Here is a 12,475-nt window from a genome sequence, read left to right on the forward strand (position 1 = left end):
GAGCGGATTCCCCCGGACAACGCCCAACGGACAGGAACGTAAGGACACCCGTGACGAACACCACAGACCAACTCCCGGCCCCCATCCAGCAGCCGCCCGCGCGGCCCCGTCGTACCTGGCCGCTCTGGCTGCTGGCGACACTGGCACTGATCCTGGCCATCGCCCTGGCGGTGTGGAACTGGCAGCAGTGGCGCGAACACCAGGCCACGGTGCAACGACTGCAGCAGCTGCAACAGGACACCCGCCAGTTTGAGGACCAGTTCGGCGACCTGGGCAGCCAGCGTGCCAGCCGGCTGCAAGCCCTGGAGGACAAGCTGGCGGCCCAGCGCGAGCTCATCGCCACCCAGCAGCGGCAGATCGACCACAACGCCCAGACACTGCTGGATGCCGGCAACCGGACCCGCACAGACTGGCTGCTGGCGGAAGCCGAATATTTGCTCCGCATCGCCAATCAGCGTCTACAGGTGGAAAAAGACATCCGCGGCGCCGCCAAGGCACTGGCGGCCGCCGATGACGTGCTGAAAGAATCCGATGATGTGGGCGTATACCCGGTGCGCGAAGCGGTTGCCAAGGAACGAATGGCGTTGCGCAGCATCGAAAACGTGGATCGCACCGGCCTCTACCTGGCACTGGAAGCGGCGATTGATCAGGTCCAGCAGATTACCGACCAGGCCCTGATCCGAGAAGCAGCACCCGGCTTCGTTGCCGGTACCGACGGTGGGGGCGAAAGCGCCCGGGACGCCGTCGAGGGCGGCCCCAGCGTCTTCACTCGGGCCTGGAACGCCGTCACGGATACGCTCTCCCGCATTGTGGTGGTCCGCCGCCTGGATGAACCGGTCAAACCGCTGCTGTCTCCGGACCAGAGCGCCTATGCCCGGCTGAACCTGCAATTAATGCTGGAGGAAGCCGAAATGGCCGTGCTGCGGGGCAATCAGACCCTGTACGTCCAGGCCCTGGAAAAGGCCCGCCGCACCATCGACGACTGGTACAACCCGGAATACCCCGGCGTCCAGGCGCTGGCCGGCTCCCTGACCGAACTGGCGGGCCGGAACGTGGACCCTGCCCTGCCGGACATCAGCCGCTCCCTGGACCTGCTGAAGCGACGTCTGGATGGCCGAGGATCGCAGTCCGGAGGCGCCAGCGACACATCCGGCGGGGCATCCGGCCCTAAAACCCCGGCCGCCAATACCACCGATGCAAAAGGCACGGCGTCATGATTCGCCTGCTCCTGATTGTCCTCGTGGCCCTGCTTGTGGGCACACTGCTGGCCCTGGGCGTCCAGTACGACCTGGGTTACATCCGGATCAGCCTGGGCCACTATCTGGTGGAGACCAACTTCTGGGTCGGCCTGGTGGCGCTGATGGCACTGGTGGCGGCCATCGTGATTGGCCTGCGGCTGATTGGCCGGCTGCGCCAGGGTGGGGGCCTGGTGGCCGGCTGGCTGGCACGCAGCAATGAACGTCGGGCCCGCCGGCGGACCACCCAGGGCCTGCTCGCGCTGGCGGAAGGCAACTGGCCCCGGGCCCGTAAACTGCTAACCGCCTCCGCGCCCCAGACGGACACCCCGCTGATCAACTATCTGGCCGCCGCCCAAGCCGCCTTTGAGGCCGGCGACCACGGCGCCGTCGATGACCTGTTGCGCCAGGCCTTCGAAAGTACCCCCGGCTCCGACCTTGCCGTTGGTATCACCCAGGCCCAACTGCAGCTGGCGGGCAACCGTCTTGAACAGGCGCTGGCCACGCTGGTACGCCTGCGCAAACAGTCGCCGCATCACCCGTTCGTGCTCAAGCTGCTGAAAAATACCTACCTGCGCCTGGAAGACTGGCGGGAACTGGCCCGGCTGCTGCCGGAACTGAAGAAACGGGATGTCATTCCAGACAGCGAGCTGCACGATCTGGAACGGCAAGCCTGGCACAACCTGCTGGAGCAGGCCGCCGAGGACTGCGAGCGGCGCCGTAAGGCGGACCCGGACGCCACCCTCGAGCCCATCACCCGCCTCTGGGACGAACTGCCAGGCTTCCTGCGCCGGGACGAGCACACGATTCGCGATTACGCCCGCCTGCTCGCCCGCCTGGGCGATGAGCAACAGGCTGAGACCTTGCTCCGCAAGGTGCTGCGCAACCACTGGAGCGACGAGCTGATCAACCTATACGGTCGGCTGTCCGGGCAAAAACTGGACGAACAGTTGCTGCTGGCCGAACAGTGGCTGAAGGACCGCCCAAACAACCCCGAACTGCTGCTCGCCCTGGGCCGCCTGAGCCTGCGGAACGAGCTCTGGGGCAAAGCCCGGGAATACTTTGAGGCCAGCCTTCGCCTGCGCCGCAGCCGTGAAGCCCTCGCCGAACTGAGCCGGCTGAACGCCCACATGGGTGAGCAGGCCGCCAGCATGGAGCTGCTGATGCAGGGCCTGGCCCAGGACAATGGCCTGCCGGATCTGCCGATGCCCCGGGCTTAAAGGTAAAACGGGGTCAGATGAAAAAGGGGCCGGATCCGAGCGTTCAATGAACGTCCTGATCCGGCCCCTTTTTCCTCTGACCCCAGCCCTAACTCACCGGGGCGCGTACTCCAGCACGTCCGAGAAAAACGCCTTTTGCGGCAAACCCGCCGCCACCAGAGCGTCCATCAGCGTGTACACCATGGCCGGAGAACCGCTGGCGTGCACCTCCGTGCCCGGCCAGTCCGCGCCGGAGGCCAGAACGGCCTTCACCAGCTGCTCGTGATGGCCGCTCCAGTCATTGTCCTCGCTGTCACCCACCACCGGAATAAACCGGAACGGCGGCCAGTCCTTCTGCCAGGTTTCCGCCAGGGACTTCAGGTACATGTCCTCCTGCCTGCGCACGCCCCAGAACAGCGTAACCGGGCGCTGAAAGCCCTGCTCCCGCAGATAGTCCACCAGGCTTTTCATCTGGGCGAAACCGGTGCCGGCGGCGACCAGGATCAGCGGCTTATCCGGCACCGCCGAGAGGCAGGCCCGACCGTGGGGTAGCGCCAGCGTGACCGGGCCACCGGCCATCAGGGCGTCAATCACCCGCTGGGCAGACACCCAATCCGGCGACGCCTGAATATGAAGCTCAATCAGCGGTTGGGCCGGGCTGCTGGCGATGGAGAAATAGCAGGGATCCGCACCGGGCAGGTTCACGGACAGGTACTGGCCGGCCCGGAAGGCGGGGTGCGCCCCGTCGGGCAGCGCCAGCTCAATCCGATAAACATCGTGGCTGAGCGGTCGCACGCTGCGGACCTGTGCCTGGACTTCGCGCGGCGGATGATCGGCGGCCATAGTGGCGGTATTCTCCCTTATGCTTGAACCGGCGCCCCCGTCCGTCAGACTGGGGCGCGACGTATTAACCCTGTAAAAAAGGTATCGGGGCAGGCGTCCGGGGTTTCAATGCCCAGAAGCGTCAGTGCCGGCCGGCGCGTCGATACCCAACGACGCCCATATCTCGTCCACCCGCGCCCTCACCGCGTCCGTCATGGTGATGGCGGTGCCCCACTCCCGATCGGTTTCCCCAGGCCACTTGTGGGTGGCGTCCATCCCCATCTTCGAGCCCAGCCCGGACACCGGCGAGGCAAAATCCAGATAGTCGATGGGCGTATTTTCCACCAGGGTGGTGTCCCTTGCCGGGTCCATACGGGTGGTGATCGCCCAAATCACGTCTTCCCAGTTCCGGGCGTTGATGTCGTCGTCGGTAACGATCACAAACTTGGTGTACATGAACTGACGCAGGAACGACCATACCCCCATCATCACGCGCTTGGCATGGCCGGGGTACTGCTTTTTCATCGTGACCACGGCCAAACGGTAGGAGCAGCCCTCTGGCGGCAGATAGAAATCGACGATTTCCGGGAACTGCTTCTGCAGGATAGGAATAAACACTTCGTTCAGTGCCACGCCAAGAATGGCGGGTTCGTCGGGGGGCCGGCCGGTGTAGGTACTGTGGTAGATCGGGTCCCGACGATGGGTCATGCGTTCCACGGTGAACACGGGGAACTGGTCCACTTCGTTGTAATACCCGGTGTGGTCGCCAAACGGCCCTTCCGGCGCCATATCGTCCGGGTAGATGAACCCCTCGAGCACGATTTCCGCGCTGGCGGGCACCTGCAGGTCGCTCAGGCCGGCTTTCACCAGCTCGGTTCGGGCGCCCCGGAGCAAGCCTGCGAAGGCGTATTCAGAGAGCGTATCCGGTACTGGCGTCACCGCGCCCAGGATGGTGGCTGGGTCGGCGCCGAGGGCAACCGCCACAGGATAGGGTTTGTCCGGGTTGGCCTTGCGGAACGCCTGGTAGTCCAGGGCGCCGCCCCGGTGGCTGAGCCAGCGCATGATCAGCCGGTTGCGGCCGGTCACCTGTTGCCGGTAGATCCCGAGGTTCTGGCGCTCTTTGTCCGGCCCGCGGGTGATTACCAGCGGCCAGGTGACGAGGGGTCCAGCGTCCCCGGGCCAGCAGTGCTGGACGGGAATCTGGTACAGGTCGACCTGGTCTTTTTCAATGACGATGTCCTGGCAGGGTGCGGAGCGCAGGACTTTGGGGCTCATGCGCATGACCTGCCGGAACAGGGGCAGTTTTTCGATGGCGTCCTTGAAGCCCTTGGGGGGATCGGGCTCCTTAAGGAAGGCGAGCAATTTGCCGATTTCCCGCAGAGCGGTGACGTTGTCCTGGCCCATGCCGAGGGCCACCCGGCGGGGCGTACCAAACAGGTTGGCGAGCACGGGCATGTCATAGCCCTTGGGGTTTTCAAACAGCAGCGCCGGCCCGCCGGCGCGGAGGGTGCGGTCGCAGATCTCGGTCATTTCCAGGTGGGGGTCCACCTCCACCGAGATCCGTTTGAGTTCACCCAGCGCTTCCAACTGGTGAATAAAGTCCCGCAAATCGCTGTATTTCATTCGTCGCTCCGCGTTAATGCTGACCAAAGTACGGAGTTTGGCCGCGTTCGGACCTTTGGACCGGGTGCGGGAACGGAGCGGGGGGGGGGGGGGGGGGGGGGGGGGGGGGGGGGGGGCGGGGGGGGGGGGGGGGGGGGGGGGGGGGGGGGGGCGGGGGGGGCGGGGGGGCGCCCCCCCCCCCCCCCGCCGCGCGCGGCCCGGGGGCGGGCGCGCCCCCCCCCCCCCCCCCCCCCCCCCCCCCCCCCCCCCCCCCCCCCCCCCCGCCCCGTTCGCCATGCCTCAGGCGACTGCCCGCCACCAACAGGGGAAAACTGTGCCGGAGAATCCACCTGACGTCGGTTTATCGTGATGCGCGCACGCCGCTCAACCTCAGCGAAGGGTCACGCCTCCCCGGACCGTGTCTTGCCAGGGATGGCAAGACCGAGCCTACAGGGACGTATTCACGGCGTGTCCGGGGAGGCGTGACCCTTCGCTGACGGCAACAATGCCTGAGCGCAAAACCGACAACTCAGAGGGTGCGGCGCAAAACGCCAGGGCACAAAGACACCGACTTAACGGCGCTTCATCGACTGGAAGAACTCGTCGTTGGTCTTGGTGTCCTTGAGCTTGTCGAGCAGGAACTCAGTGGCACCGATGTCGTCGTCCATAGAGTGCAGCAGCTTGCGCAGGATCCACACCTTCTGGAGATCGGTCTCGGACATCAGCAGGTCCTCGCGGCGGGTGCCGGAGCGGCGGATGTTGATGGCCGGGTAGATGCGCCGTTCGGCCATCTTGCGGTCCAGGTGCACTTCCATGTTGCCGGTACCCTTGAATTCTTCGTAGATCACCTCGTCCATCTTCGAACCGGTGTCCACCAGGGCCGTGGCCAGGATGGTCAGGCTGCCGCCTTCCTCCACATTCCGCGCGGCACCGAAGAACCGCTTGGGCTTCTCCAGGGCATGGGCGTCAACACCGCCGGTGAGCACCTTGCCGGAAGACGGAATCACGGTGTTGTAGGCACGGGCCAGACGGGTGATGGAGTCCAGCAGGATGATCACATCCTTCTTGTGCTCGACCAGACGCTTGGCCTTCTCGATCACCATTTCCGCGACCTGGACGTGACGGGCCGGCGGCTCGTCGAAGGTAGACGCCACCACTTCGCCGCGCACGGTGCGCTGCATTTCGGTGACCTCTTCCGGGCGCTCGTCGATCAGCAGCACCATCAGGTGACATTCCGGGTTATTACGGGTGATGGCTTGCGCAATACCCTGCATCAGCAGCGTCTTACCGGCCTTCGGCGGGGAGACGATCAGGCCTCGCTGGCCCTTACCGATGGGTGCCACCAGATCCAGAACCCGGGACGAGAGGTCTTCGGTACTGCCGTTGCCCGCTTCCAGCACCAGCCGCTCCTGGGGAAACAGCGGCGTCAGGTTCTCGAACAGGATCTTGTTGCGAGCGTTGTCCGGCTTGTCGAAGTTGATCTCGTTGACCTTCAGCAGCGCGAAGTAGCGCTCGCCATCCTTCGGGGGACGGATCTTGCCAGACACCGTGTCGCCGGTGCGCAGGTTGAAGCGGCGGATCTGGCTGGGAGACACGTAGATATCGTCCGGGCCGGCCAGGTAGGAGGCATCACCGGAACGCAGGAAGCCAAAGCCGTCCTGCAGGATTTCAAGCACACCATCCCCGTAGATATCCTCGCCGCTTTTGGCGTGTTTCTTCAGGATGGTGAAAATGACGTCCTGCTTGCGGGAGCGGGCCAGGTTCTCCAGGCCCATTTCCTGCGCGATATCGAGCAGTTCGGGCATGGACTTCTGCTTGAGTTCAGTAAGATTCATAGTGTATTGAGTTTTCAGGAATGGGAATAAAAGACGATTGAGAAGACAGGAGTGCCCTGCCTGGGTTTTGTTACAAGGTTAAGTAATAACAAACGCTGAGTCAGTCGCTGGCTAGATGGAGCAGCCCGGGGAAGACAAGGTCCGGAATTAAGTGCTGAAGCCAGTAGAGTGGGAACGACCGTTCACCGGGTAGGTTGGATCATCGGCCACCGCAGCCGCGCCTGTCAAGTGCGCCGAACAAAATTGCGCCAAATTTATCCCGCCGGCCAGGCCAGGGTTAACCCCTATGGGTTATGAAGCCCCATGCATCTTCCAATCGCCCCGCTCTGGCGGCACTCTAAGGGAAACAGCATCCACGCGGAGCCCATCACCATGAGCAGCGAAGCCACCCAAGATCTCCTTCCCCTGAACATCGCCATCCTGACCGTCTCAGACAGCCGGGGCGCCGATCAGGACTCGTCCGGCCAGTTCCTGGAGGACAGCGCCGCCGAGGACGGCCACCGGGTGGTGGCCCGGCGCATCCTGCCGGACGACGTGTATCTGGTACGCGCCTTGCTGGCGGGCTGGATTGCCGATCCCGAGATTCACGTGGTCCTGATCACCGGCGGCACCGGCTTCCACGAGCGGGACAGCACGCCAGAAGCCGTTGGCCCCCTCCTGGACAAGACCATTGACGGCTTCGGCGAGGAGTTCCGCCGGTTGTCCGCCAAGGAGATTGGCACGTCTACTGTCCAGTCACGGGCCTTCGGTGGCCTGGCCAACCACACCGTCATTTTTTGTCTGCCTGGCTCCACCGGGGCCTGTCGCACCGGCTGGAACGGCATTGTGCGCAGTCAGCTCGACAGCCGCCACAAGCCCTGCAATTTCTCCGCCCTGGTGCGCCGCAAACCCCAGAACCCGGCCTTCGCCCGGTTGGGCGACGTGATCGGCGCCCGCGCCAGCCGCTGACGCCCAGACCTTCAGGAGCACACTATGGCAGGCCCTGCCCTGACCTCCGTTGACGACGCCATCGCCGCCATTCTGGCCCAGGCGCCCACCGTTCAGGAAACCGAATGGGTGCCTCTGGACGCCGCCCTCGGGCGCATTCTCGCCAGCGCCCAAACCGTACCGGCCGACGTACCGCCGGCGGACAACAGCGCGGTAGACGGTTACGCGCTGCGCGCCGCCGACCTCACCGACCGCGCGCTACCGGTTTCCGCCCGCTGGCCGGCAGGTACGGCACCCGAACCGCTGGCGCCCGGCACCGCCGCCCGCCTCTTTACCGGCTCGGAAATCCCCGCCGGCGCGGACGCGGTGGTGATGCAGGAAAACGTCTCGGTGTCAGACGAGGGCATCCAGATCCGCAGCCCCGTGACTGCCGGGCAGAACATCCGACGGGCGGGGCAGGATCTGGCCGCCGGAGACGTGGCGCTGGCCGCCGGCACCCGCATTCGACCCCAGGAAATGGGCCTGCTGGCCTCCATCGGCGTGGCCCAGGTACCGGTACGCCGGCGCCTTCGGGTGGCCATCCTGAGTACCGGCGACGAGCTGGTGGAGCCGGGCCAGCCCCTCGGGCCGGGGCAGATCTATAACACCAACCGGTACACCCTGCTTGGCCTGCTCGCCCAGGCCGGCTGCGAGGTGGTTCGCTGCGACACCCTCGGAGACACCCGGAACACCACCCGTAGCGCCCTGCGGGAGGCCGCGGCCAGCGCCGACCTGGTCATCACCAGCGGCGGCGTGTCAGTGGGCGAGGAAGACCACATACGCGCCGTTCTGGAAGAAGACGGCGCGCTGACCCTCTGGCGGCTGGCCATCAAACCCGGTAAGCCACTGGCATTCGCGGTATTGGGCGGCACGCCGGTGCTGGGCCTGCCCGGCAATCCGGCGGCCGTGCTGGTGACCTTCCTGGTGGTGGCCATGCCCCTGATCCGCCGCTGCCTGGGCCGGGTAGATCGGCCGGTGCTTGGCGAGCGGCTGCCGGCGGCGTTTTCCGTCGAAGCCGCCTCTGTACGCCGGGAGTTTGTTCGGGCCCGCAAAGCCGAGCGCGGTGGCCGGGTCGCGGTCGAAGCGTTTCCGAACCAAAGCTCGGGCATGCTCAGCTCCGCCTGCTGGGCCGACGGCCTGGCGGTGGTGCCAGAGCACACGACCCTGGCCGAGGGTGATACCCTGACCTTCTATTCGTTTGATGAACTGGTGAGCTGATCATGGCGTCCGACACCCTGACCATTCGCTTCTTCGCCCGTCTGCGGGAAGATCTCGATACCGACACCCTGCAGTGGCCAGCGTCCACCGGGCTGACCGCGGGGGACCTGCTGGACGCTCTCGCCGCCCGGGGCGGCGCCTGGGCCAGCCTGACCGGCGGCCAGCCGGTCATGATTGCCGTTAACCAGACCATGGCCCGGCCGGGCACGCCGGTGGCCGCCGGCGATGAGGTGGCGTTTTTTCCCCCGGTTACCGGAGGCTGACATGATTCGCGTGCAGACCGAGGATTTTGACCCGAGTGCGGAGTACCAGGCGCTCCGGGCGACCGGCAATGGCACCGGCGCCGTTGCCACGTTTACCGGGCTGGTGCGGGACAGCGGTGACCGCCAGGGCGTGACCGGATTGGAACTGGAGCATTACCCGGGCATGACCGAGCAGGTGATCCAGGGGCTGATTGACGAGTCAAGCCGGCGTTGGGACGTTCAGTCCGTGCGAGTGATCCACCGGGTCGGCCGTCTCGCCACCGGCGATCAGATTGTTTTTGTCGGCGTCGCCAGCGCCCATCGCAGCGACGCCTTTGCCGCCTGTGAATTCCTGATGGACGCGCTGAAAACCTCCGCGCCCTTCTGGAAGAAGGAACTGACCGCCAGCGGCGAACACTGGGTCGAGCAGAAAGCGTCAGACCGGGACCGGGCCAACGCCTGGGAGTAAAACCGCCGCTACCGGCCGGTCTTGCCCGGGCCCAGATCCTCCGGCCGGTTTCGATTGCGGAAGGCAGCCGAGGCGCCCGGGCAATCCAGCACCGCCGCGCCCACCGACTCGGCAAAACGCATCACCCGGCGCTCTCCGCTGTTCAGCCAGGTTGCAAGCGCCTCCCGCACGGACACGGGATACACCCCGTGCAGGGGGTGCTGGCGCCCCTCGGACTCGGCCACCACCGGCCGTTCCGGCGCCGATCGCCAGGCGGCCAGTAACCGGCGCAAGGTGTCCGGGGTGATCTCCGGCGTGTCACACGGGCACACCAGCAGCGCCGCCACACCCAGCCGCTCGGTCTCCTCCAGGCCCCGGAGCAGGCCCGCCAGCGGTCCCTGGCCCCGGTGCACGGGTGCGTCGGTGATCACCCGGCCGGGCGCCAGCCCCTCGTAAACCTCCAGGGATCGGTTGGCACTGATCAGCACCGGTGAGACCGCCGATGCCAGGGCATCGTGCACCCAGCCAGCCATGGGCCTGCCCCGCCAGTCCACCAGGCCCTTGTCGAGCCCGCCCATGCGCGTGCCCTGGCCGCCGGCCAGCAGCAGGCCAGCAACCGGGGCTTCAGGCGCCGTCTGGATCGTTGATAATGGTGCGGTCATGACACGAAAAAGCCGCCCGTGACGCAGCGTTCAGGGGCGGCTTTGCAACAACAGCGGATCAGAGATTGCTGTCGAGGAAGGCGGCGAGCTGGGATTTGGACAGCGCGCCCACCTTGGTGGCGTCCACGTTGCCATTCTTGAACAGCATCAGCGTGGGGATGCCCCGGATGTTGAACTTGGGCGGGGTCTGCTCGTTCTCATCGATGTTGAGCTTGGCAATCTTCAACTTGCCATCGTACTCGTCGGCGATTTCCTCGAGCACCGGCGCGATCATCTTGCAGGGGCCACACCATTCCGCCCAGTAGTCCACCAGTACGGGGACATCAGACTTCAGGACGTCCTGCTCAAAGGACGCATCGGTGACGTTAACAATATTTGCGCTCATTACCCTTTCCTGCTTGAGGCATCTCCGGGCGCCCCGGAACCGGGACACAGGCCGGTAAAGACGACCGCCCCACAGAGATGCAGTTAAGAATGACAAGAACGGCGAACAATGCCGCCTCGGTTTCGCTCTGGATGCCATACTTTACGCGATGCGTCGTCCCGATGTGAAGCCGTACAACTCCCACCACGGGTTTTACGGACGCCTCGGGCCTGCCGGGCGGCGCCCATTCGCTGCTGACAGCGGCGAGACAGATCGCTTATAGTACCGGCACGTTCCGCGCCATAAGGAATCCGACCCACGTGACGGCCGACTACCCTGCCCACACCGAGGCCAGCGCCGCTGAAACCGGCGCGCCACAGACCCTCGCCGCCATCGATCTGGGCTCCAACAGCTTTCACATGGTGGTAGCCCGGCTGGTCCACGGCGAAATCCGCACCCTGGAAAAGATGGGCGAGAAGGTGCAGCTCGGCGCCGGCCTGGATGAGCGTAACCGGCTGACCGAGAGCGCCCAGCAGCGAGCCCTGGACTGCCTTCGGCGCTTCGCCCAGCGGCTGCAGGGCATGCCCCGGGAATCCGTGCAGGTGGTCGGCACCAACGCCCTGCGGGTGGCCCGCAACGCACATCAGTTCATCAGCCGTGCGGAAGACGTTCTGGGTTACCCGGTGGACATCATCGCCGGGCGGGAGGAAGCTCGCCTGATTTACCTGGGCGTCTCCCACACCCTGGCGGACGACGAAGGGCGCCGGCTGGTCATCGACATCGGCGGCGGCAGCACCGAGTTCATCATTGGCCAGCGTTTCGAACCTGAGCAGCTCGAAAGCCTGCACATGGGCTGCGTGTCGTTCCGTCACCAGTATTTCCGGGACGGCCGTATTTCCCGCCGTCAAATGGACCTGGCCATCACCCACGCCGAGCAGGAACTGCTGAACATCCAGCGCCGCTACCGGGCCCTGGGCTGGCAGAGTGCCATTGGCTCGTCCGGTACCATCAAGGCGATTTCCAGCGTGCTGGCCAGCCTCAAGCTGACCGACGGCACCATTACCCGCTCCGGCATGCAGGAGCTGCGTCAGCGTCTGGTGGACATGGGCCACACCGACCGCCTGCAGGACATCGGCGTGCGGGACGACCGCCAGTCCATTTTCCCCGCCGGCTTTGCCATCCTGATGGGCGCTTTCCAGTCCCTGGATATTGACCGGATGACCTTCACCGACGGCGCGCTGCGGGAAGGCCTGCTGTACGACATCGCCGGGCGCATTCAGCACGAAGACGTGCGCGAGCGCACCATCGGCGGCCTGCAGGAACGCTACCACGTGGATCAGGAACACGGCGCGGCGGTAGAGGCAACCGCCGTGGCGCTGTGGCAGCAGGTAGCGGCAAGCTGGGGCATCGCCCACGCCAACGATGAAGAAGTGCTGCGATGGGCCTGCAGACTGCATGAGATTGGCCTGACCATTTCCCACAGCCAGTTCCACAAACACGGCGCCTACCTGCTCCGGTATTCGGACCTGCCGGGATTCAGCCAGCAGTTCCAGCAGGATCTGGCGATTCTGGTTCGGGGCCATCGCCGCAAGTTCGCGCCGTCGATCTTCGAGGGCCTGGAACCCGAGGAAAGCCTTCGACTGCGGCGGCTGTGCGTGCTGCTTCGGCTGGCGGTACTGATCCAGCATCCGCGCAACCTGGAGCCGCCACCGGAGGCCCGGCTGACAGCCCATGGCGACAAGCTCACCCTGGCGTTTCCGAAAGGCTGGCTGGACGACCGCCCACTGACCCTGGCGGACCTCACCAACGAGCGGGACTACCTGGCCAAACAGAACCTCAAGCTGACCATCAGGGACGGCGGCGACAACGCCATCGACTGACG

Annotated in this window: 12 protein-coding genes; 7 read left to right on the forward strand and 5 right to left on the reverse strand. The window is 65.5% G+C overall.

The genetic code is table 11. The features are described from left to right. Positions 1–50 precede the first annotated feature (50 nt). Both V3388_RS10145 and V3388_RS10150 read left to right on the forward strand, forming a co-directional pair. Positions 51–1,217 carry a uroporphyrinogen-III C-methyltransferase gene (locus V3388_RS10145; protein WP_336367433.1) on the forward strand — a complete coding sequence of 389 codons (1,167 nt, stop codon included), beginning with the start codon at positions 51–53 and terminating at the stop codon, positions 1,215–1,217. Beyond that, positions 1,214–2,455 (forward strand): heme biosynthesis HemY N-terminal domain-containing protein, encoded by a 1,242-nt coding sequence (locus V3388_RS10150; RefSeq protein WP_336367434.1) that lies wholly within the window; start codon positions 1,214–1,216, stop codon positions 2,453–2,455. The genes V3388_RS10145 and V3388_RS10150 overlap by 4 nt, the downstream gene beginning before the upstream one ends. Positions 2,456–2,548: 93 nt before the next feature. On the opposite strand, the gene V3388_RS10155 is transcribed toward V3388_RS10150, so the two are convergent. The 3 genes from V3388_RS10155 to rho form a co-directional block, all read right to left on the reverse strand. After that, a complete protein-coding gene (locus V3388_RS10155; protein WP_336367435.1) occupies positions 2,549–3,277 on the reverse strand; it encodes an NAD(P)H-flavin reductase in 729 nt (242 codons plus the stop codon). Between the two features lie 105 nt (positions 3,278–3,382). Further along, positions 3,383–4,879 carry a 4-hydroxy-3-polyprenylbenzoate decarboxylase gene (gene ubiD / locus V3388_RS10160; RefSeq protein ID WP_336367436.1) on the reverse strand — a complete coding sequence of 499 codons (1,497 nt, stop codon included), beginning with the start codon at positions 4,877–4,879 and terminating at the stop codon, positions 3,383–3,385. 551 nt (positions 4,880–5,430) lie between these two features. Further along, a complete protein-coding gene (gene rho, locus V3388_RS10165; RefSeq protein WP_336367437.1) occupies positions 5,431–6,693 on the reverse strand; it encodes a transcription termination factor Rho in 1,263 nt (420 codons plus the stop codon). Positions 6,694–7,065: 372 nt separating this feature from the next. Here rho and moaB point away from each other — a divergent pair, with 372 nt between their 5' ends. From moaB to V3388_RS10185, 4 genes are read left to right on the forward strand one after another with little or no spacing between them, the layout of a single operon-like run. After that, the gene (moaB, locus tag V3388_RS10170; protein ID WP_336367438.1) at positions 7,066–7,641 is read left to right on the forward strand and encodes a molybdenum cofactor biosynthesis protein B; all 576 of its coding nucleotides are present in this window, start codon (positions 7,066–7,068) and stop codon (positions 7,639–7,641) included. Between the two features lie 24 nt (positions 7,642–7,665). After that, on the forward strand, positions 7,666–8,877 hold the full coding sequence (locus V3388_RS10175; RefSeq protein WP_336367439.1) for a molybdopterin molybdotransferase MoeA: 1,212 nt from the start codon (positions 7,666–7,668) through the stop codon (positions 8,875–8,877). A gap of 2 nt (positions 8,878–8,879) precedes the next feature. After that, complete coding sequence (gene moaD / locus V3388_RS10180; protein WP_336367440.1) at positions 8,880–9,140, forward strand: molybdopterin converting factor subunit 1; 261 nt, start codon at positions 8,880–8,882, stop codon at positions 9,138–9,140. 1 nt (position 9,141) lies between these two features. After that, the gene (locus V3388_RS10185; RefSeq protein WP_336367441.1) at positions 9,142–9,588 is read left to right on the forward strand and encodes a molybdenum cofactor biosynthesis protein MoaE; all 447 of its coding nucleotides are present in this window, start codon (positions 9,142–9,144) and stop codon (positions 9,586–9,588) included. Positions 9,589–9,596: 8 nt separating this feature from the next. Here the strand turns inward: V3388_RS10185 and mobA are convergent, their stop codons facing one another. Together mobA and trxA are read right to left on the reverse strand one after the other, a co-directional pair. Beyond that, a complete protein-coding gene (gene mobA, locus V3388_RS10190) occupies positions 9,597–10,229 on the reverse strand; it encodes a molybdenum cofactor guanylyltransferase MobA (RefSeq protein ID WP_336367442.1) in 633 nt (210 codons plus the stop codon). Positions 10,230–10,287: 58 nt separating this feature from the next. Continuing rightward, a complete protein-coding gene (gene trxA, locus V3388_RS10195; RefSeq protein WP_336367443.1) occupies positions 10,288–10,614 on the reverse strand; it encodes a thioredoxin TrxA in 327 nt (108 codons plus the stop codon). Positions 10,615–10,985: 371 nt separating this feature from the next. On the opposite strand from trxA, the gene ppx reads away from it, so the two are divergent. Then, positions 10,986–12,473 carry an exopolyphosphatase gene (ppx, locus tag V3388_RS10200; RefSeq protein ID WP_336367927.1) on the forward strand — a complete coding sequence of 496 codons (1,488 nt, stop codon included), beginning with the start codon at positions 10,986–10,988 and terminating at the stop codon, positions 12,471–12,473. Positions 12,474–12,475: the final 2 nt, after the last annotated feature.

The organism is Marinobacter sp. C2H3, assembly GCF_037080155.1.
In the GTDB taxonomy this organism is placed as follows: Bacteria; Pseudomonadota; Gammaproteobacteria; order Pseudomonadales; family Oleiphilaceae; genus Marinobacter.

What these genes read in the sequence shown, in the direction of transcription:
- V3388_RS10175 (WP_336367439.1), top strand. Translation starts at nt 7,666, where the DNA reads ATGGCAGGCCCTGCCCTGACCTCCGTTGACGACGCCATCGCCGCCATT.
- mobA (WP_336367442.1), bottom strand. Translation starts at nt 10,229, where the DNA reads ATGACCGCACCATTATCAACGATCCAGACGGCGCCTGAAGCCCCGGTT.
- V3388_RS10155 (WP_336367435.1), bottom strand. Translation starts at nt 3,277, where the DNA reads ATGGCCGCCGATCATCCGCCGCGCGAAGTCCAGGCACAGGTCCGCAGC.
- V3388_RS10185 (WP_336367441.1), top strand. Translation starts at nt 9,142, where the DNA reads ATGATTCGCGTGCAGACCGAGGATTTTGACCCGAGTGCGGAGTACCAG.
- moaB (WP_336367438.1), top strand. Translation starts at nt 7,066, where the DNA reads ATGAGCAGCGAAGCCACCCAAGATCTCCTTCCCCTGAACATCGCCATC.
- V3388_RS10150 (WP_336367434.1), top strand. Translation starts at nt 1,214, where the DNA reads ATGATTCGCCTGCTCCTGATTGTCCTCGTGGCCCTGCTTGTGGGCACA.
- trxA (WP_336367443.1), bottom strand. Translation starts at nt 10,614, where the DNA reads ATGAGCGCAAATATTGTTAACGTCACCGATGCGTCCTTTGAGCAGGAC.
- rho (WP_336367437.1), bottom strand. Translation starts at nt 6,693, where the DNA reads ATGAATCTTACTGAACTCAAGCAGAAGTCCATGCCCGAACTGCTCGAT.
- ubiD (WP_336367436.1), bottom strand. Translation starts at nt 4,879, where the DNA reads ATGAAATACAGCGATTTGCGGGACTTTATTCACCAGTTGGAAGCGCTG.
- moaD (WP_336367440.1), top strand. Translation starts at nt 8,880, where the DNA reads ATGGCGTCCGACACCCTGACCATTCGCTTCTTCGCCCGTCTGCGGGAA.